General features: G+C 68.3%; 17 protein-coding genes and 3 pseudogenes. 10 read left to right on the top strand and 10 right to left on the bottom strand.

Annotated features, from left to right (window positions below; all coding sequences use genetic code 11):
• Window positions 1–57: 57 nt before the first annotated feature.
• From M4D77_RS19625 to sdhC, 4 genes are read right to left on the bottom strand one after another with little or no spacing between them, the layout of a single operon-like run.
• On the bottom strand, window positions 58–846 hold the full coding sequence (locus M4D77_RS19625; protein ID WP_058250661.1) for a succinate dehydrogenase iron-sulfur subunit: 789 nt from the start codon (window positions 844–846) through the stop codon (window positions 58–60).
• The gene (sdhA, locus tag M4D77_RS19620) at window positions 846–2,600 is read right to left on the bottom strand and encodes a succinate dehydrogenase flavoprotein subunit (protein WP_058250660.1); all 1,755 of its coding nucleotides are present in this window, start codon (window positions 2,598–2,600) and stop codon (window positions 846–848) included. Before sdhA ends, M4D77_RS19625 begins: the two co-directional genes overlap by 1 nt.
• Before the next feature lie 14 nt (window positions 2,601–2,614).
• The gene (locus tag M4D77_RS19615) at window positions 2,615–3,070 is read right to left on the bottom strand and encodes a succinate dehydrogenase hydrophobic membrane anchor subunit (protein ID WP_058250659.1); all 456 of its coding nucleotides are present in this window, start codon (window positions 3,068–3,070) and stop codon (window positions 2,615–2,617) included.
• A gap of 12 nt (window positions 3,071–3,082) precedes the next feature.
• Entirely contained in the window at window positions 3,083–3,487 is a 405-nt protein-coding gene (sdhC, locus tag M4D77_RS19610; RefSeq protein ID WP_058250873.1) for a succinate dehydrogenase, cytochrome b556 subunit, read from the bottom strand.
• Between the two features lie 224 nt (window positions 3,488–3,711).
• Here sdhC and M4D77_RS19605 point away from each other — a divergent pair, with 224 nt between their 5' ends.
• From M4D77_RS19605 to M4D77_RS19595, 3 genes and pseudogenes are all read left to right on the top strand, one after another.
• Entirely contained in the window at window positions 3,712–4,116 is a 405-nt protein-coding gene (locus tag M4D77_RS19605; protein WP_058250658.1) for a cytidine deaminase, read from the top strand.
• Window positions 4,113–5,444, top strand: a pseudogene (locus M4D77_RS19600) (thymidine phosphorylase); the annotation flags it as partial. The gene M4D77_RS19605 and the pseudogene M4D77_RS19600, both read left to right, overlap by 4 nt.
• Before the next feature lie 3 nt (window positions 5,445–5,447).
• Window positions 5,448–6,578 carry an adenosine deaminase gene (locus tag M4D77_RS19595; RefSeq protein ID WP_259937096.1) on the top strand — a complete coding sequence of 377 codons (1,131 nt, stop codon included), beginning with the start codon at window positions 5,448–5,450 and terminating at the stop codon, window positions 6,576–6,578.
• A gap of 44 nt (window positions 6,579–6,622) precedes the next feature.
• Here M4D77_RS19595 and M4D77_RS19590 read toward each other — a convergent pair whose 3' ends face one another.
• From M4D77_RS19590 to M4D77_RS19580, 3 genes are all read right to left on the bottom strand, one after another.
• Window positions 6,623–7,912 (bottom strand): primosomal protein, encoded by a 1,290-nt coding sequence (locus M4D77_RS19590; protein ID WP_259937095.1) that lies wholly within the window; start codon window positions 7,910–7,912, stop codon window positions 6,623–6,625.
• Between the two features lie 124 nt (window positions 7,913–8,036).
• Window positions 8,037–8,996 (bottom strand): C40 family peptidase, encoded by a 960-nt coding sequence (locus M4D77_RS19585; protein WP_137809204.1) that lies wholly within the window; start codon window positions 8,994–8,996, stop codon window positions 8,037–8,039.
• Window positions 8,993–9,367, bottom strand: a complete 375-nt coding sequence (locus tag M4D77_RS19580; RefSeq protein WP_137809203.1) for a type VII secretion target — start codon at window positions 9,365–9,367, stop codon at window positions 8,993–8,995. The genes M4D77_RS19585 and M4D77_RS19580 overlap by 4 nt, the downstream gene beginning before the upstream one ends.
• A gap of 119 nt (window positions 9,368–9,486) precedes the next feature.
• On the opposite strand from M4D77_RS19580, the gene upp reads away from it, so the two are divergent.
• The 3 genes and pseudogenes from upp (at window position 9,487) to M4D77_RS19565 (ending at window position 12,453) form a co-directional block, all read left to right on the top strand.
• Window positions 9,487–10,116 carry a uracil phosphoribosyltransferase gene (gene upp, locus M4D77_RS19575; protein ID WP_058250653.1) on the top strand — a complete coding sequence of 210 codons (630 nt, stop codon included), beginning with the start codon at window positions 9,487–9,489 and terminating at the stop codon, window positions 10,114–10,116.
• A gap of 77 nt (window positions 10,117–10,193) precedes the next feature.
• Window positions 10,194–11,081, top strand: a pseudogene (locus tag M4D77_RS19570) (integrase core domain-containing protein).
• 133 nt (window positions 11,082–11,214) lie between these two features.
• Window positions 11,215–12,453, top strand: a complete 1,239-nt coding sequence (locus M4D77_RS19565; protein ID WP_175401123.1) for an HNH endonuclease signature motif containing protein — start codon at window positions 11,215–11,217, stop codon at window positions 12,451–12,453.
• A gap of 360 nt (window positions 12,454–12,813) precedes the next feature.
• On the opposite strand, the gene M4D77_RS19560 is transcribed toward M4D77_RS19565, so the two are convergent.
• On the bottom strand, window positions 12,814–13,482 hold the full coding sequence (locus tag M4D77_RS19560; RefSeq protein WP_259937093.1) for a hypothetical protein: 669 nt from the start codon (window positions 13,480–13,482) through the stop codon (window positions 12,814–12,816).
• 41 nt (window positions 13,483–13,523) lie between these two features.
• Window positions 13,524–14,327 (bottom strand): purine-nucleoside phosphorylase, encoded by an 804-nt coding sequence (locus tag M4D77_RS19555; protein WP_058250650.1) that lies wholly within the window; start codon window positions 14,325–14,327, stop codon window positions 13,524–13,526.
• A gap of 101 nt (window positions 14,328–14,428) precedes the next feature.
• Here M4D77_RS19555 and M4D77_RS19550 point away from each other — a divergent pair, with 101 nt between their 5' ends.
• Window positions 14,429–15,127, top strand: a complete 699-nt coding sequence (locus tag M4D77_RS19550) for an enoyl-CoA hydratase/isomerase family protein (protein WP_259937092.1) — start codon at window positions 14,429–14,431, stop codon at window positions 15,125–15,127.
• Entirely contained in the window at window positions 15,127–16,326 is a 1,200-nt protein-coding gene (locus M4D77_RS19545; protein ID WP_259937091.1) for an amidohydrolase, read from the top strand. The genes M4D77_RS19550 and M4D77_RS19545 overlap by 1 nt, the downstream gene beginning before the upstream one ends.
• Window positions 16,327–16,337: 11 nt before the next feature.
• On the opposite strand, the gene M4D77_RS19540 is transcribed toward M4D77_RS19545, so the two are convergent.
• Window positions 16,338–16,817 (bottom strand): gamma-glutamylcyclotransferase, encoded by a 480-nt coding sequence (locus M4D77_RS19540; protein WP_004021668.1) that lies wholly within the window; start codon window positions 16,815–16,817, stop codon window positions 16,338–16,340.
• Between the two features lie 243 nt (window positions 16,818–17,060).
• Here M4D77_RS19540 and M4D77_RS19535 point away from each other — a divergent pair, with 243 nt between their 5' ends.
• Both M4D77_RS19535 and M4D77_RS19530 read left to right on the top strand, forming a co-directional pair.
• Window positions 17,061–18,464: an NAD(P)H-quinone dehydrogenase gene (locus tag M4D77_RS19535; protein WP_058250647.1), complete on the top strand. Its 1,404-nt coding sequence runs from the start codon at window positions 17,061–17,063 to the stop codon at window positions 18,462–18,464.
• A gap of 109 nt (window positions 18,465–18,573) precedes the next feature.
• Window positions 18,574–19,493 (top strand): annotated as a pseudogene (locus tag M4D77_RS19530) (hypothetical protein); the annotation flags it as partial.

Here is a 19,493-nt window from a genome sequence, read left to right as displayed (position 1 = left end):
GCCCCCCCCCCGGGGGGGGGGGGCCCGTTGCCGGGCTGCAGAGAAAGTTCGAATCGGCTAGCGCGAGAACATGAGTGCGCGCTTGACCTCCGAGATCGCCTGGGTGACCTGAATGCCACGCGGGCACGCGTCGGTGCAGTTGAACGTGGTGCGGCAACGCCACACGCCGTCGACGTCGTTGAGGATGTCGAGTCGCTCGACGGCCCCCTCGTCGCGGCTGTCGAAGATGAACCGGTGCGCGTTGACGATCGCGGCGGGACCGAAGTACGAACCCTCGGTCCAGAAGACCGGGCAGCTCGTCGTACAGCAGGCGCACAGGATGCACTTGGTGGTGTCGTCGAACCGGGCGCGGTCGGCCTGGCTCTGGATGCGTTCGCGGGTCGGCTCGTTGCCCGAGGTGATCAGGAACGGCTTGATCGCGCGGAACGCGTCGAAGAACGGTTCCATGTCGACCACGAGATCCTTCTCCACCGGCAGGCCGCGGATCGGCTCGATGGTGATCGTGATCTCCTTGGACTTGTCCTTCGGGAGCATGTCCTTCATCAGCAGCTTGCAGGCGAGACGGTTGACGCCGTTGATCCGCATCGCGTCCGACCCGCACACGCCGTGGGCGCAACTACGACGGAACGTGAGCGTCCCGTCCAGGTAGCCCTTCACGTACAGGAGCAGGTTGAGCAGGCGGTCGGTCGGCAGCGCCGGGACGCGGAAGCTCTCGAAGCCCTGGGCGTCGGGATTCTCCGGGTTGAAGCGGAAGATCTTGAGCGTCACCATGGTGGCCTCGTCGGGCACCGGAGGCAACGGCGGATCGTCGGAAGACGGTGCGGGCTTGTCCAGAACAGATGTCATCAGTACTTACGCTCCATCGGCTCGTAGCGGGTTTCCACGACCGGCTTGTACTCCAACTCGATGTCTGAAAGGAGGTCCGTGCCCTTTTTGTAGGCCATGGTGTGCCGCTTGTAGTTGACGTCGTCACGATCCGGGTAGTCCTCGCGTGCGTGACCGCCGCGCGACTCCTTGCGGTTCAGGGCTCCGGCCACCGTCACCTCCGCCATCTCCAGCAGGAAGCCGAGTTCGATGGCCTCGAGGAGATCGCTGTTGAAGCGCTTGCCCTTGTCATGGACTCGAATGTGGGCGTAGCGCTCCTTGAACCGGTGGATGTCGGTCAGGGCCTGCTTGAGGGTCTCCTCGGTGCGGAACACCGAGGCGTTCGCGTCCATCGAGGCCTGCAGCTCGGTACGGATGTCGGCGACGCGCTCGTGTCCGTGGTCGCTGAGCAGCAGCTCGAGCCACGAGTCGACCATCTCGGTGGGCGTCTCGGGAAGCTCGGCGAACTCGGCCGAGTTCGCGTAGTCCGCGGCCGCGATCCCCGCGCGTCGTCCGAAGACGTTGATGTCGAGCAGTGAGTTGGTGCCCAGCCGGTTGGCTCCGTGGACCGACACGCACGCACACTCGCCGGCGGCGTACAGGCCGTGGACGACCTCGTCGTTGTTGCGCAGCACCTGACCGTTGATGTTGGTCGGTATGCCGCCCATGACGTAGTGACAGGTGGGGAACACCGGCACGTACTCGGTGACCGGGTCGACGCCGAGGTAGGTACGGGCGAACTCGGTGATGTCGGGGAGCTTCTCGTTGAGGACGTCCTCGCCGAGGTGGGTCACGTCGATGTAGACGTAGTCCTTGTTCGGCCCGGCGCCGCGACCTTCGAGTACCTCGAGCACCATCGACCGGGCCACGATGTCGCGCGGCGCGAGGTCCTTGATGGTGGGGGCGTAGCGCTCCATGAAACGCTCGCCGTCGGCGTTGCGCAGGATGCCGCCCTCACCGCGGACCGCCTCCGAGATGAGGATGCCGAGCCCCGCGAGACCCGTCGGATGGAACTGGTGGAACTCCATGTCCTCGAGCGGCAGGCCCTTGCGGAAGATGATGCCCATGCCGTCGCCGGTCAGCGTGTGCGCGTTCGAGGTCGTCTTGTACATACGGCCCGAGCCGCCGGTGGCGAACACGATCGACTTGGCGTGGAAGACGTGGATCTCGCCGGTCGCGAGCTCGTAGGCGACGACACCGGTCGCGACCTGCTCGCCCTTCTCGTTCTCCGTGAGGCAGATGTCGAGGGCGTAGAACTCGTTGAAGAACTCGACGTCGTGCTTGACGCAGTTCTGGTAGAGCGTCTGCAGGATCATGTGGCCGGTGCGGTCGGCGGCGTAGCAGGCCCGCCGGACCGGGGACTTGCCGTGATCGCGGGTGTGGCCGCCGAAGCGCCGCTGATCGATCTTGCCCTCGGGCGTCCGGTTGAAGGGCAGGCCCATCTTCTCGAGATCGAGCACCGCGTCGATGGCCTCCTTGGCCATGATCTCGACGGCGTCCTGATCGGCGAGGTAGTCACCACCCTTGACGGTGTCGAAGGTGTGCCACTCCCAGTTGTCTTCCTCGACGTTGGCGAGTGCCGCACACATGCCGCCCTGGGCCGCGCCGGTGTGGCTGCGGGTCGGGTACAGCTTGGTCAGCACCGCGGTGCGAGCACGAGGGGCGGCTTCGATCGCCGCGCGCATGCCTGCGCCGCCGGCGCCCACGATGACGACGTCGTAGCGATGTTCCTGCATGTTGTGGGTCTCCTCTAGCCGACGCTGTTGACGTCGAAGGTCAGGAGGGCGTAGGTGCCCATCGTGAGGACGAGGATCATCGACACGGCGAGCAGCACGTTCAGCCAGAAACGGGTCGAGTCCTTGCGGGAGTAGTCGGCGATGACGGTGCGCACACCGTTGCCGCCGTGCAGCTGGGCCAGCCACAGCATGGTGAGGTCCCAGATCTGCCAGAAGGGTGAGCTCCAGCGCGCGGCGACGAACGAGGAGTCGATGCGGTGCACGCCGCCGTCCCAGGCCAGCATGATGAACATGTGGCCGATCGTCAGGACGACGAGCAGCAGCCCGGAGAACCGCATGAACAGCCACGCGTTCTTCTCGAAGTTGCCGCCCTTGGGCTTGCGGGGCGAGCGCGGGTTGTCCAGGCTCGCGGGACGGTCGTGCTGAGTACCGAGGGTCTTGGCGACACCGGTGGCTTCCGAGGTGGTCATCTCTGGTGTCTCCTACAGGTGGCTGAACATGATCTGCAGCAGGCGGACCGTGCCGGCACCGAAGACGATGACGAACAGGGTCATGGCCACCCACAGCATCTGTCGCTGGTACTTGGGTCCCTTGGACCAGAAGTCCACGAGGATCAGGCGCACACCGTTGAAGGCGTGGAACAGGACGCACGCGACCAGGGCGATCTCCATGAGACCGATGATCGGCGTCTTGTAGGTCTCGATGATCTCGTCGTACTGATTGGGGTCGACTCGGATGACCGCGGTGTCGAGCACGTGTACGAAGAGGAAGAAGAAGATCGTGACGCCGGTGATGCGGTGCAGGACCCACGACCACATGCCGGGATCGCCGCGATAAAGAGATCGTCTGCGCACCGGGTCGGGTGCGACTTCGGTCGAGGTGCTCATCGGGAAAGTGGCCTCCAACATCGTCGATGGACGCGTCGAATCGGCATGCTCCGACTCGACCATGGACCCATACGAAGAGACTCTAAACCCATGCACATTCCGGTGGTAAATTGCCCGAACCGATCTGGGCGACAAGACATTACGACTTAGGTTTGCCTTACCCAAGCTTTGCGGTGATGAAATCCGGATGAACGGCCGATGACGCCGGGCGACAGGAGATCCACGTGGTCACAGAAATCGATTGGGATGTGTTGCGGGACAAGGCCAGATCGATGATCGGTCGTGCTTACGCACCCTACTCCCGGTACCCGGTGGGCGCTGCCGGGATCACAGCTGAGGGCGGTGTCGTCGCCGGTTGCAATGTGGAAAATGTCTCATATGGCCTGGGTATCTGCGCCGAGGTCGCACTGGTCGCGGCCCTGGTGAACGACGGAGGCGGGGCGCTGCGGGCGGTCAGCGTCTGCGACGCCCGCGGGGCGGTTCTGATGCCGTGCGGACGGTGCCGACAGGTCCTGCTCGAACACGGCGGGCGCGAGCTTCTCGTCGACCACCCCGGTGGTCCCCGGATGCTCGCCGAGCTGCTTCCCGATGCCTTCGGACCCGACGATCTCGAGGCGGTCCGTTCATGACGGTCGACGCCCGGGAGATCATCCACGCGGTGTCGGTGATCGCCACCAAGCGGGGCGGACACGAACTCGCCGACGCGCAGATCGCGTGGATGGTCGACGGCTACACCCGCGGCGAGGTGGCGCCCGAACAGATGTCGGCATTGCTGATGGCCATATATCTGCGCGGGATGAATCGCCGGGAGATCGCGTCCTGGACGCACGCGATGATCGACAGCGGGCGCCGGATGGACCTGTCCGGTCTGCAGCGGGACGGGCGGCCGCTGGCCACCGTGGACAAGCACTCCACCGGCGGTGTCGGGGACAAGATCACCCTCCCGCTCACGCCGCTCGTCGCGTCGTTCGGCGTCGCGGTGCCGCAGCTGTCCGGTCGGGGGCTCGGTCACACCGGGGGGACGCTCGACAAGCTGGAGTCCATCCCGGGGTGGCGGGCGGAGGTGAGCACGTCCGACATGCTCGACCAGCTCGAGCGGGTCGGTGCGGTCATCTGTGCCGCGGGCGCCGACCTGGCGCCGGCCGACCGCAAGCTCTATGCCCTGCGCGATGTCACGGGCACGGTCGAGTCCATTCCGCTGCTGGCGTCGTCGATCATGAGCAAGAAGATCGCCGAGGGCACCGGTGCGCTGGTCCTCGACGTCAAAACCGGGTCGGGTGCCTTCCTGCCCGATGAGGACGATGCGCGCGAACTGGCGTCGACCATGGTCGAACTCGGTCACGACGCCGGCGTCGACACCCGTGCGGTCATCACCGATATGGGCACACCGCTCGGACTCGCGATCGGCAACGCCGTGGAGGTGGCCGAGTCGGTGGAGGTACTCGCCGGCGGCGGACCCGCCGACGTCGTCGAACTGACCCTGGCCCTCGCCCGGGAGATGCTCGACGCCGCCGGGCTCGTCGACGCCGACCCCGCAACCCATCTCGCCGACGGCCGGGCGATGGACACGTGGCGGGCGATGATCGCGGCGCAAGGTGGCGACCCCGATGCGCCCCTGCCGACGGCGCGCCACCACGACACCGTGACCGCGTCGGGCGACGGCATCGTCACCGAGATGGACGCGCGCGCGGTCGGCGACGCCGCGTGGCGCCTCGGCGGCGGCCGATCGAAGCCGGGGGAGGCGGTCGCGGCAGAGGCGGGAGTGACCATCCATGCGAAGCCCGGTGATCGTGTCCGAGCCGGTCAACCGTTGTTCACCCTGCACACGCAGGATGAGGACCGGATCCCCGGCGCCCGCTCCTGCCTGGCCGGGGCGACGACCGTGGGGCCCGACTCCGCCGAACACGCGGGCGGCGCGCGCACCCGTCCACTGATCATCGACCGCGTTAGGTTTTCCATCATGACGACGCTGACCCCGGCGAACATCTCCCTCGCCCCGAAGGTGCTCCTCCACGACCACCTCGACGGCGGACTCCGGCCCGCGACGGTCCTCGAGTTGGCCCACGAGGTGGGATACGACGGCCTCCCGGCGGATGAGAACGGCAGGCAGATCGATGACGCCGAGACGCTCGGGCAGTGGTTCCGACGTGCGGCCGACAGCGGCTCGCTCGAGCGCTACCTCGAGACCTTCTCGCATACGGTCGCGGTGATGCAGACCGTCGGCGGGTTGGAACGCGTCGCGCGCGAGTGCGTGGAGGACCTCGCCGCCGACGGGGTCGTGTACGCCGAGGTGCGTTATGCGCCCGAACAGCATCTCGAAGGTGGGCAGACCCTCGACGAGGTCGTCGAGGCGGTGCTGCGGGGCTTCGCCGAGGGCGAGGCGGTCGCGGCCGAGCGGGGCCGGACGATCACCGTGCGGTGCCTGGTCACCGCGATGCGCCACGCCGCCCGGTCACGCGAGATCGCCGAACTCGCGGTCCGCTACCGGGACCGGGGTGTCGTCGGTTTCGACATCGCCGGCGCCGAGGCTGGGCATCCGCCGACCCGCCACCTCGACGCCTTCGAGTACATGCGGGCCAACTGTGCGCCCTTCACCATCCACGCCGGCGAGGCATTCGGGCTGCCGTCGATCCACGAGGCCATCGGCTTCTGCGGGACGGACCGGCTGGGTCACGGCGTCCGCGTCTTCGACGACATCGAACTCCCGGAGGGGGTCGATCTCGCTGCGCACTCGTTCGCGGGTGCGCGGCTGGGCCAGGTGGCGAACATCGTGCGGGACAAGCGGATTCCGCTGGAGCTGTGCCCGAGTTCGAATGTGCAGACCGGGGCGGTCGGTTCACTCGCCGAGCATCCGTTCAACGTGTTGGCGCGCCTACGGTTCCGGGTGACGGTGAACACCGACAACCGATTGATGTCCGACACCACCATGAGCAAGGAATTCGGCCTGCTCGCCGATCGGTTCGGCTACGGCTGGGCGGATTTCGAACGGTTCACGGTGAACGCGATGAAGTCGGCGTTCATCCACTTCGACGAGCGGCTGGCGTTCATCGACGACGTGATCAAGCCCGGCTACGCGGTGCTGCTCGGCTGAGCAGCACCGTCGCGGCCGGTTATGGGCGGAGAGGACTGCGCCCGTCAGCCCTTCTTCGTGAGCCGGGCCTCGAAGTCGTGCTCGAGCGCGCGCCACGCCTCGGCCTCGTTGTCGAACGGACCGCTGGGCGCCATGCGCTTGGGGTCGGGGTTGACGGTGTAGTCGACGAACCATCCCAGCGGAGTGGTGGTGCCGAGGGCCTCGGAGACCGTGTTGTCACCGGCGTAGTCGGCTGCGTCGGTGAAGAGTTCGACGGCGAGGTCGAGCTGGTCGCGATCCATTCGGCGGGGGCCGTCGGCGATGTCGTCGGCGAGACCCGGCAGGACGTAGACGTTGTCGTCGATGACGTCGAACTCGAGGGATCCGTTGGTCGCCTCGGTGCGGACCTCGTCGAACGTGGACAGGTCGGCGAGGTCGTGCGTGTTGTCGTCGGCGAGGAACCGCGAGAGCGAGCGCGCCGAGGTGAACACGAAGATCTTGCCCTTGGTGCCGAGGAACACCGGGTCGTCTCCGAGGTAACACCGCAGTGTCAGGTACTCGTTCGCGCTGGTGACGATCTTGACCGGGTCGATGCCGACCGACGCCCAGAAATCGTCGTCGTCGTAGTCGTCCTCGTCCTCCTCGTCCGTGTCCTCTTCGAGGTCATCGTCGTCGGCGGCGTCCGAGGACTCGGAGTCGGGGGCACCGACGATCTCGATGTCATCGTCGGTCGGCTCGTCCTCGTCCTCGGCGGACGCGGCGGCCTCGAGTTCGGCCTCGGCGGTCTCGACGGCCTTGGCGTCCACCTTCGGTGTGCTGATGACACCGTCGATGGCATCGAGCACGTCATCCCAGTGCTTGGCGATGAGCCGGCCGATGCGCACCCAGAGGTCGGTGCCCTCGCGGCCGTCGAAGTTGCGCGTGCCGGTGGTGACGGCGCCCAGGATCGGGTTGCCGTTGAAGAACTTGGTGACCGGTGTCAGTTCGCAGACCTCACCGAGGATGCGCACGATCTCGAGTGCGTCCTCGAGTTCGGCGATGACCTCGGCGGTGGGGTCCTCCGCGGCGAGCTCGGGTACGCCGACGAGGTCGTAGCTGTGGCGCTCGTCGGGGACCAGTTCATCGGCCTGCAGGCCGACCACGGTCGACCACGCCGGGTGCTCGACGAGATCGTTGTCGTCGTTGGTGCGGATGAACGCGGCGAGCTCGGCGACAGAGGGCAGGACGTACAGGTCCTCGTCCAGTCCGAGGAAGGCCTCCCATTCGTCGTCGCCCTCACGCCAGCGGGGTGCCCACAGGGTGAAGCTGTTTCCGTCGGTGAGTCCGAGCTCAATCGGGACGATGTCTCCGGCCATGGGGACACAGCCTAGCGATTGTCGGCGGCGGATCCAGTAGTGCCCCCACAGACGGTCGGTGGTGTGCCGACGACTTTTCGATGAACTCCTGACTCGCCCGCGGGTGCGAACATCGTTGCGGCTCTCATCGTGGACGGAAGAATCCTTCGAATGCCTGGTCGAGGTTCGAGGTGCGCACCGGCGAGACGCCCACGGGGTCACCGGCTTCGATCATTTGACCATTGCCGATGTACATCGCCACGTGGCCGGACCACACCGCGAGGTCTCCGGGCTGCAGCTGCGCCTGGGACACCTGATACCCGGCGGTGTCCTGCTCCTGGGCGAGGCGGGGGAGTTCGAGCCCGGCCTGCCGGTAGGCCCACTGTGTGAAGCCGCTGCAGTCGAATCCGTCGGGCGTCGTCCCGCCCCAGACATAGGGCACCCCGCGTTGACTCAGCGCGGCCCGCACCGCGGTCGCCGCGCGTTCGTTCGGAGCGTGGGCGACCGAGCCGTCGGGCAGCGTGATGGGGACGCCGCCGGGCGTGGGGACGGGCGACAGTCTGGCGGCGTCGCCGCCTGCGACTCCGACCATCTCGGCCGGCGCCGTGCGGCGGGCCAGGGCGGCCATCGCCTCGGTGTCGGAGCCGAGCTCGGCGCGAGCACGTCCGATGATCTCCACGCCGCGGCTCAGATGCTCGACGGCGACCGGCAGGACCGCGAGAAGGACTGCCGGAGTGGCCAGTCCGCCGTTGAGGCCGCGGACATGCCGTTCCAGGGAGTCCACGAGGCCGTTCAGAGCGGTCGACGCCGTGTGGACGGTACGGCCGGCGCTCTCGACGAGCCGGCCGAACTCGGCGGCGCATTCGGTGAGTTCGGTGAGTCGGCGCTGGTTCGCCGCGGTCGCGGCTGCGGCTCCGGCGGCCCCGGCTCCGTCCCACCGCGTGAGGACGGACTCGGCGGCCGACGTCGACCGTTGGCGCACCGACTCGACGGTGCCCCCAACGGTTCGGACCTGCTCGGCGGGGTTGCCCGGTGCCAGGATGCCGGTCCCCAGCGCGGCGATCAGTTGCCGCAGTGGCTCGATGAGGAGTTCGACGGGGATCACAGCGTCAGCTCACCGGTCGTCGCGATCCGGTCGGCGGCGGCGCAGTCGCAGTCGGCGTAGGACGTTGCGGCCGAGTTCGTCGTGAGTGCAACGCGTTCCTCGCGCGCCGTCGCGGCCTCGATGGTGCGACGATGCAGGTCGAGGAACTCGACGACGGCGGTGAGGAACTCGATGCCGATGAGACCGAAGGTGATGGCGAGTTCGACCACGGCGGCGTCGTCGCTGCCGGTCCCGCCCTCGAGCATCCGGGCGTTGGTGCGGTGTGCGCCGGAGAACTCGTGCAGCGCAGACGGATCGGCGAACAGTCGGCCACCGGTGTCCGGGCCTGGCCGGGTGGGTGCGGGATAGGGGTGAGGGGAGGACGGGCTCATGGGTTTTCGACGCGGCGCGGCCCCGTTGGGTTCCATCAAATTCTCGCGGCGACCCAGACCGGCGTGGTGGAGCTCGCCCAAGCGGCACGCGAGCGCCGGGGAGGAAATAGGGTGTCGGCATGGAGTCCCTGATCGTCGACCATCCCCTCGCAGCCGCGCGTCTGACCACGATGCGCGACGAGACCACCGACAACGCCGGATTCCGGGCTGCGCTGTCTGACCTCACCCAGATGCTGATCTACGAGGCGCTTGCCGGTGCGCCGCGCGCCGACGTCGCGATCAACACGCCGATGACCGCGCACACGGGATCGAGGCTGGCATCCCCGCCTCTCCTGGTCCCGGTCCTGCGGGCCGGACTCGGCATGGTCGAGCAGGCGCACGCGATGGTGCCCGAGGCGCATGTCGGTTTCGTGGGCCTCGCCCGCGACGAGGAGACCGCACAACCCGTGCCGTACCTGGAGTCGCTGCCGGAGGACCTGTCGGGACGGCCGGTGTTCGTCCTCGACCCCATGCTCGCCACCGGCGGCTCCATGCTCCACACCATCGAGTTGCTGGTCGCCCGCAATGCCACCGACATCACCGCCGTGTGTGTCGTCGCCGCACCTGAAGGGGTTGCGGCGCTGGAGAATTCCGGTCACCCGTGCCGGCTCGTCGTGGCTGCCGTGGACGACGGGCTCAACGAGGTCAACTACATCGTGCCCGGTCTCGGTGACGCGGGCGACCGGCAGTTCGGTCCGAGGTATTCGTGAGTATGGCTGAACCTCGCGCGGCACGTCGCTGAGACAAGCCACACGTCGTCATTCAAGGGCCCTCATGACCCGCCCTGATGTTCTTTTCGCCGAACGCTGCCGTCTGGTACTGGCAGGATGCTTCGTCGATCACCGATCACGGACGGCCGCTGCGGTGGGCCGCCGGACGGTTTGAATGCTCGAGCGACGGCCGAGAAACGGGCCGACGGCTACCGCGTTCACGGCGAAGCCGGCATGACAGATCGCTCCAGCCGCCCCACCCGTCACCCAACGAGCCCCGGTGCGACGTGAACGTCGAATCATCAAGCTAAGCCTATCTCCCCGCCGGGACGCAGCTCCTATTGCCACGCATCTACTGCTGCGAGATCGATCGTCAAGGCGGTGCTGCGCCGATATGGGATGCCACTGTTGCGACACCTCGCCCAGGCCATCGCGCTGCCGGTACGCCGAACCCCGCCGCGGCGCTTAGATCACGGCGCTCCCGGAGGCCGCCATATCGTCGACGACCACACTCGGTTGCGTACTCCGAGATCCTCACCGACGAACGCACAGAGACCGATACGCAATTCTGGGGCCGGGCACGCCCTTCTTCCACGCGCACGGCATCACGAACAACAGTTTGTTGGCCGACTACGGCGGCAGTTGCCGCCCAGGGCTTTCCGCGCATGCCCTCGGCCCTGAGATCGCGCACCAGAGACCCGTCTGTACCGGCCACAGACCACAACAGAGTTGAACGCTTCCACCGGTTGCTCGCCTCGGAAAGGGCCTTCGCGAGGTCCACACCACTGAAGCCGCCCGAGCGGCGACCTACGACGACTGGCTGCACGACTACGAAAACCACCGAATCCACACCGGTATCGGCGGATTCGCCCGAACGCCTACGCGTTCACAACTTCACCGGGGCTATAGCGAATCCGCGGCAAGAACACCGTTGGAAGAACGAATTCCGAAACGGGTGTGACTGAAGTTCACCACTGTCATCGATCCACGCTCTGCAACGCACAGTGGACGAAAAGCACTGCACAGTAATTGGTTTCGTAACTTCCGGGCTTGTGGAGTTTTCTCGTAATCGAATGGGTGTTCCTGTACCTTGGAGTCATGTCAGAGCTAGCCACTCTCCTCGATCAACTCATCGAGACCACCCCACCCGTCGACGATCCCACGGGCAGAGCGACATTCGACGCCCTCGACACGTGGCGCCTGATCCGCAACCTTGCCGATCACCAGATCGCGACGCACACAGCGCAACTCGATGCTCTCGGGGTCGCGCAGAAAGCCGGTAGCACCACCAAGAAGCTGCTGATCGAGTCAGGACATGCGCCGGCCTCCGCCCTCCGCACCATGCGGAGTGTCGACGCGCTGCCCAACCTGCCCGCTTTGGCGCGTCATGCCGCCGATGGGCGGCTGTCCGGCGAGATCGTCGATGCCATCGTCCGAGGCATGAACGAGATCGAGAAACGATGTGGTGAGGCGCTTTCCGACGACAAGCGCTCACGGTATGAGCTCGAACTCGTCGCCCAGGCACTGTCCGGGGCGGCGCCGACGCAAGTACTCAAGCATGCTCGCGCGATCGCCAACAACCTTGCCGACGCTTCCGATGCCGGAATCCCCGCCGCCGACGACCCATCACTGAATTCGGTGAACGCGCACACCACCGACGACGGCCGCGTCGAGGTCCGCGCTGACCTCACCCAGGTGGTCGGTGAGAAGTTCATGGCGATGATCGACGAACGGTCCTGTCCGCGGCGCGAACCCGACGGCACCGAGGATCGACGCACCGCCGAGCAACGCCGCGCCGACGCTTTCGAGTTGATCCTCGATCAAGCAGCGATCGGCGCGACCATCGACACCGTCGGAAGCCCACGCACGCAACTGATGCTGACGATCCCCGCGACCGGAGACCTGGCGTCGCTGCCGTGGACCGGGCCGGTCAGCCATGCCACCGCGAAACAAGCGTCGTGCGACGGCTCGCTGACGGAGATCATTCTCAACGGTGAGGGCGTACCGCTGCAGATGGGTCACACTCATCGGTTGTATCCGGCACACCTCCGCAAGGCGATCATCGTGCGTGACGCCTGCTGCATCAAATGCGGTGCACCACCGTCACATACCCAGGTTCACCACGTCACCCATTGGGCCGACGGCGGACCCACCGACCTCGACAACGGCTGCCTGCTCTGCCAACGCTGCCACACCCAGGTCCACCACCACGGCTGGGACATCGTGATGGGTTTCGACCGTCATCCCTGGCTCGTCCCACCCGCGACCATCGATCCGCGGCGCCGACCACTGCCCGCTTACAACCGACGCACCATGCGACTCGACGACGCCGCCTGACCGCTGCCGCCACAGACCACCAGACTTTCGCGTAGCACCTTCGCACCCGGGCCACACCCGGGACCGACCCTGTCCCTTGACAACTCAACAGTGTCACCCCAGAGGCAACCGCCCCCCGTACGAGACCGGCCCGTCTCGACGCAGTGGATGGGAACTGTTGAGCGCTGAGCGAGCGTCCGGCTTTGTGTCAGCGCATTCCACCGGGTGATCTCGATATCGGCGTCGTCTGTGTTCCAAGCCAATTGGCGACGGCCCGAGCGGCGGGCGGCGACGTCGGACGCAACGGTCATCCCGTCACGCACGCTTCGCATTTCGGTGACCGGGCTGAGCCGAACCGCGGTCAGGGAGGTGCGGCGGGTCTCAGCCGGGCAGCGACCAGTACGCGAGCATCGGCTCCTCGGTGAGCACGGCGCCGCCGTCGACGATGGTGAGACTTGTCGGCGAGACGAGGTAACGCACCGAGCCGTTGCGCGCCTCGAAGGTGTCTCCGGTGCGGGTCGGGAACTGGAGTTCGATCCCGCCCTCGGGTGCGGCGCCCTTGTAGTACAAGCGGCCCGTCTGGGTGCCCACCTGGCAGATCACCACGCGCGACCGGGCGGTCTGTCCGACGGCCACGGCGGGGTCGTCGGCGGCGTTGCAGCGGGGACCGTTGGTGAATCCCTGCCAGTCGGCGCCGGCGACGGTGGGGGTCGGCCGGACCGGGGGCGGCGGCGTCGTCGTGGTGGTGGTCGCGGTGGTGGGGGTCGTCGTCTCCGCGGGGCGGGTGACGGTACTCGTGAAGGTCGACGCCGACGGTTGTCCGCCGTCCGCGCTGTCGCGGTCCGCGGACTCGTCGTCCGCGGGGATCAGGAGCAGCGCCGCGAGGACGCCCACCACCACCAGCAGCACGCCCGCGCCGATCGCCACCAGCACCGCCGGCGACGACCACGGGGACCGCGGCGGGCCAGGTGGCACCGGGCCCTGCGGGTAACCGCCCGACGGATAGCCACCCTGGGGATAGCCGCCTGGACCGCTCGGTGGATAGGTCATCTCGCTCCTTCGGTTCGGCCGGCCGCCGGTTCCGTTCGGTCCTACAGTTCGCCGATGATCCGGGCCAACAGCTCGCCCATCCGGGTTGCCGACGCGCGGCCGACCTCCAGGACCTCTGCGTGGCTCAGGTGTTCGCCGGTCATGCCGGCCGCGAGGTTGGTGACCAGGGAGATGCCGAGCACATCGAGTCCGGCGGCGCGCGCCGCGATGGTCTCGTGCACGGTCGACATCCCGACCAGGTCCGCACCCATCGTCCGCAGCATCCGGATCTCGGCGGGGGTCTCGTAGTGCGGGCCGGGGAGCCCGGCGTAGACCCCCTCGGCGAGGCCCGGGTCGATGCCGCGCGCGATCTGTCGCAGCCGCGGTGAATAGGCATCGACCAGGTCGACGAACTGGGCGCCGACCAACGGGGAGCGGGCCGTGAGATTCAGATGATCCGAGATGAGCACGGGTTGCCCGACCGACATGTCCTCGCGCAGACCGCCCGCCGCGTTGGTGAGCACGACGGTGTGGACACCGGCCGCGGCTGCGGTGCGGACCGGGTGGACCACGCGAGCGAGGTCGTGGCCCTCGTAGGCGTGAATACGTCCCAGCATCAACAGGACTCGTCGATCACCGATCCGGACGGAGTGGACCACGCCGCCGTGGCCGGCGGCCTTGGGCGGGACGAATCCCGGGATCGACGCCATCGGCAACGAGCGGATGGGCCGCCCGAAGGCGTCGGCGGCAGGTGACCATCCCGACCCGAGGATGACGGCCACATCGTGTGTAGCGGCGTCGGTCTCGGCAGCGATCGTGGCCGCGGCGACGATGGCCGCGGCATCGGGGTCGGCGGTGGGCTCCATGCGCCAACCCTAAACCGTTCCCAGGCCCACACGGCCGCGCGTCGCAGCGCGCCGACCGATCGGGTCGGTGGCGACGAGACCGGGAGCGATAAGGTCGGGACATGCCATTTCTGAACGGTGACGGGGAGGTCGTCGAGCTCCATCTCGGAGCGCGCGGTGAGGAGATCAGCGAGTCCAATCCGGAGAACCGCTTCCGGGCCGACTGGTTGGACGAGGTCGATGCACTGCTGGACCAGGTGGTCGTCGACCGCACACGACCGCTGGTGATCACCGCCACCGGGAAGTTCTTCTCCAACGGCCTGGACACCGACCACATCTTCGCCGCTCCCGACCAGCTGCCCGGTTACCTCGACCGCGTGCACGCCCTGTACGCGAAGGTGCTCACCCTGCCCGTTCCGACGGTCAGCGCCGTCAACGGACACGCCTTCGGCGCCGGAGCGATGCTCGCGTTGTGTACCGACCACGTCCTGATGCGCACCGAACGCGGTTTCTGGTCGCTGCCCGAGGCCGCTCTCACCATGCCGTTCTCCCGTGGGATGGCGACGTTGCTGCGCACCCGACTGACCGATCGCACCGCCACCGAGGCGATGTACACCAGCCGGCGGTACGGCGCCGACGACGCGGTGCGTGCGGGAATCGTCGACGAGGCCGTGGACGCCGAACTCCTCGTGAAGCGGGCCATCGAGATCGCGGCCGCCCGCTCCGCGACCGCCGGACCCAACCTGGCGCTGATCAAGCGCGGACTCCGTGGCCCCCTGCTCGACGACCTCGCACGTCAGACCCCGCCCGGAGTCTTCTGATGTCGGTCGCGGGAGCGGATTTCGCCGCGGCGGACGATCCCATCGACGCCTGGCTCGCCGAGCACGGCGGCGATCTCATCGCGTGGCGCCGGCAGATCCATGCGCATCCGGAACTGTCCCGGCAGGAGGTCCGCACCACCGAGCTGGTGATGAGCGAGCTCACCGCTGCCGGACTCACCCCGCGCCGGCTGCCGCTGGGCACCGGAGTGGTGTGCGACCTCGGTCCTGCCGGTGAGCCCCGTATCGCGCTGCGCGCGGACATGGATGCCCTGCCGGTGACCGAACACACCGGCCTGCCGTTCACCTCGGCGGTGGAGGGCGCGTCGCACTCGTGCGGTCACGACGCGCACACGGCCATCCTGATCGGCGTCGCGAAGCTCCTCGCCGCGGCCGAACCACTTCCGGTCGGCGTGCGTCTGATCTTCCAGGCCGCCGAGGAGGTCATGCCCGGCGGAGCCCTCGACGCCATCGAGGCGGGCGTCACCACCGGTCTCGGCCGCATCTTCGCCTTGCACTGCGACCCTCGCCTGCCGGTCGGCACGGTCGGCCTGCGGTCCGGCCCGTTGACGTCCGCGGCCGACCACATCGATCTGCAACTGCACTCGGCCGGCGGGCACACGTCGCGGCCGCACCTCACCGGGGATCTCATCTACGCGATGGGCACGGTGATCACCGGCCTGCCCGGGGTGCTGTCGCGACGGATCGACCCGCGTTCGGGCACGGTGATGGTGTGGGGCGCGGCGAACGCCGGCAGCGCCGCCAACGCCATCCCGCAGGAAGGTCGCATGCGCGGCACGGTCCGCACCGGCGATCACGCCACCTGGGCCCAGCTCGAGCCGCTGGTCCGCAGCGTCGTCGGCGAGCTGCTGGCACCGCTCGGCGTCCGGTACGACCTCTCGTACTTCCGCGGGGTGCCGCCGGTCGTCAACGACGAGGTCGCGGTCGGGATGTTCGAACGGTCCGTCGCCGCGATCGGGTCCAAGGCGATCGCGGACACCCCGCAGTCACCCGGCGGCGAGGACTTCTCCTGGTATCTCGAACACGTCCCGGGAGCGATGGCCCGCCTCGGCGTGTGGGACGGATTCGGACCGCAGGTCGATCTGCACGCGCCCAACTTCGATCTCGACGAACGTGCCCTCGCGATCGGTGTGCGCGCGCTCGCCGGGATCGTGCTGAACGCGACCAGCGCCGTCGGCTAGGACACCTCGTTCTATTCCGCGGGCCCCGGCCCGGGTCCGACATTGCGCGACTCGCGCAACCGGAGGTCCTGCACATACTCCGCGGGTGCGCCGGCGATCTCCGCGGCCTCGGCCATGACGCCGAGATAGCGCGCCGAGGGCAACCCGCCCTCGAAGGCGTCGAGGACGTACAACCAGGCCAGCACCGGGCCGTCGGCGGTGTCGACGCGGGCGCGGATCTTGCGGTGGATGCCGAGCTCGGAACCCTCCCACCGGTCGAGCAGATCCTCGTCCTCGGTGGTGACGTCGTAGAGAACCACGAACACCCGGGCGTCGGGGTCGTCGCGGTCCTCGGTGACCGTGGCCAGGGACCCCTCCCACCCGATGTCGCCGCCGCCGAACGTCAGACGCCAGCCGCGGAGCCATCCGGTGCCCGACATCGGGGAGTGCGGCGCGCGCTCGGCCATCTGCTCGGGATGCATGTTGGATCCATAGGCAGCATAGATGGGCACGGATGGAGCCTAGATGGTCCCCGCCGAGTCCGGAAGGCGACACCGTGGCCCGGCTCCGGTTTGCGACCACGTTCACAACGACGGACCCGCCCGACTAGTTTGGTAGGCGGCGCGAACGGGGTCGACCGTCTCGCGCGACCCGAGGAGCGTGTCACCCCGCGTTCCCGTCGAGCCACGACACACAGCCGGGCGCAGCTTCCCCACGAAGGACGCGGCGAGCCGGCGTGGAGAACAGGAGTCACAGTGACCAGGATCGTCATCATCGGCGGAGGACCCGCGGGTTACGAGGCGGCGCTCGCGGCGGCCGCCTACGGGGCCGACATCACGGTGATCGATTCGGACGGGATCGGCGGTGCCTGCGTGTTGTGGGACTGCGTCCCGTCCAAGACGTTCATCGCGTCCACCGGCATCCGCACCGAGGTCCGTCGCGCCGTCGACCTGGGCATCAACATCAAGACCGACGACACCTCCGTCACGTTGCCGCAGATCCACCAGCGGGTCCGCGACCTCGCGTTCGCCCAGTCCGCGGACATCCGCTCGCGACTCATCAGCGAAGGCGTGACGCTCGTCTCCGGTACCGCCGTGCTCGACGAGCGGCAGGTCGGCGTCTCGACGCATACCGTCGTCGCGACCCTCGCCGACGGAACCACCGAACGCTACGACGGCGATGTGGTCCTGCTGGCGACCGGCGCCTCGCCCCGCGTGCTGCCCGACGCCCAGCCCGACGGCGAGCGCATCCTCACCTGGCGTCAGCTCTACGACCTCGAGGAGCTGCCCGAGCACCTCGTCGTCATCGGTTCCGGCGTCACCGGCGCCGAGTTCGTCCACGCCTACACCGAACTGGGCGTCAAGGTGACGCTCGTGTCGAGCCGCGACCGGGTCCTCCCGCACGAGGACGAGGACGCCGCGCTGGTGCTCGAAGACGCACTCGCCGAACGCGGCGTCGAACTGGTCAAGCACGCCCGCGCCGACAAGGTCGAGCGGCACGGCGATTCGGTCACCGCGCATCTGGCCGACGGCTCGACCGTGACCGGCAGTCACGTGCTGATGACCGTCGGTTCGGTCCCCAACACCACCGATCTCGGACTCGATCGTGCCGGGGTCGCGGTCGGCAAGGGCGGTTACATCGAGGTCGACCGGGTGTCCCGCACGTCGGTCGCGGGGATCTATGCGGCCGGCGACTGCACCGGGCTGTTCCCGCTGGCATCGGTGGCCGCCATGCAGGGCCGCATCGCGATGTACCACGCACTCGGCGAGGGCGTGAGCCCGATCAAGCTGAAAACCGTTGCGTCCGCGATCTTCACGCGTCCGGAGATCGCCACGGTGGGGGTGTCGCAGAACGCCATCGACACCGGTGAGTACCCGGCGCGCACCGTGATGCTGCCGTTGGCCACCAACCCGCGCGCCAAGATGAGCGGTCTGCGCCGGGGCTTCGTGAAGATCTTCTGCCGGCCGGCCACCGGTGTGGTCATCGGCGGTGTCGTGGTGGCGCCGAACGCCTCCGAACTGATCCTGCCCATCGCCCTCGCGGTGCAGAACAAGCTCACCGTCGGCGACCTGGCCCAGACGTTCTCGGTGTACCCGTCGCTGACCGGGTCCATCACCGAGGCGGCGCGGCAGCTGGTTCGGCACGACGACCTGGACTGAGCGCCGCCCGCCCGCTGTGCACAGCCGGTGCCGGTGTGCGCCGCCGGGTGCGTCGTCACGGTAGGGTCGGACGAATTCGTTCGTCCCGGCCGGCGACCAAGGGGGTGTCGTGAGCTCGCCGCAGCAGTCCTACAACACCTACGGCAGTCGCAACGACCGCGCGTTCGCTCGCGGTCGCACGCAGTGGGCGGGCATGAGCATCGACGAGATCCTCGACGTCCTGAGCACGATGGAACCCGGTCGTGCCGGCGGTGACGTCAACACGATCCTGCAGGCGATCGAGTCCGTCCGGCGCGCGGCCGAACGGATGCACGCGATGTTCGGCGACGGCATGCTCGGTCAGGCTTCCGACGCGGCGCTGGAGGCGGGCCGGTCGCTGTCGGCCGATCTGGCGACGACCTCGGAGACCGCCGGTCAGATCGGGGATGCGCTGGCCGGCGCGACGGGCATCCTCGGGTCGGCTCGCGGGCAGGAGGGACGGTTGCGTGAGCTACAGCAGCACATCCGTGACAATCCCGAGGACGCGCCGGCGGTCCGGCACGAGGTCGACCGGGCGATGACGGGCGCCTACTCCTCGCCGATGATCGGGCTGCAGCGCTCCCTGCCGAACGACCCGTCCGGGGCGAACGGGGTGACCGCAGGACTCGGCGGCGGGCCGACCGCAGGCGGTTCCGGGGCCGCGGGCTCCGGGCCGGACGCTCCCCGCGGTCAGGCCGCCAACACCGTCGACGCCGGCGACTTCGGGCGTGCCACTCCGACTGCCGGGCCGGTGCCGGTCGCTGCGGGCGGTCCACCGCCCGGTGGCGGCGGACCCGGTGCGTCGTCGACGCCGCCAGGGCCTGCGGGTCCGGGCGGCGGACCATCCGGTCGTGGCAACACCGACGGCCCCGACGGGTTGGTGCGTGGTGGTCGGGCGACGCCCGAGTCGACGACCCGCGGCGCCGCGGCTCCGGGAACGCGCCGGTCGGAGGGCGCCGACGGGATCGGCGAGAACAGCGGATCCGGTTCCGGTGCCGGTGCGCCGGCGAG

The organism is Gordonia sp. p3-SID1431 (assembly GCF_025143765.1).
GTDB lineage: Bacteria > Actinomycetota > Actinomycetes > Mycobacteriales > Mycobacteriaceae > Gordonia > Gordonia hongkongensis.
Note: the sequence above shows the minus strand (reverse complement) of the source record. Positions and strands in the feature narration are given on the sequence as shown.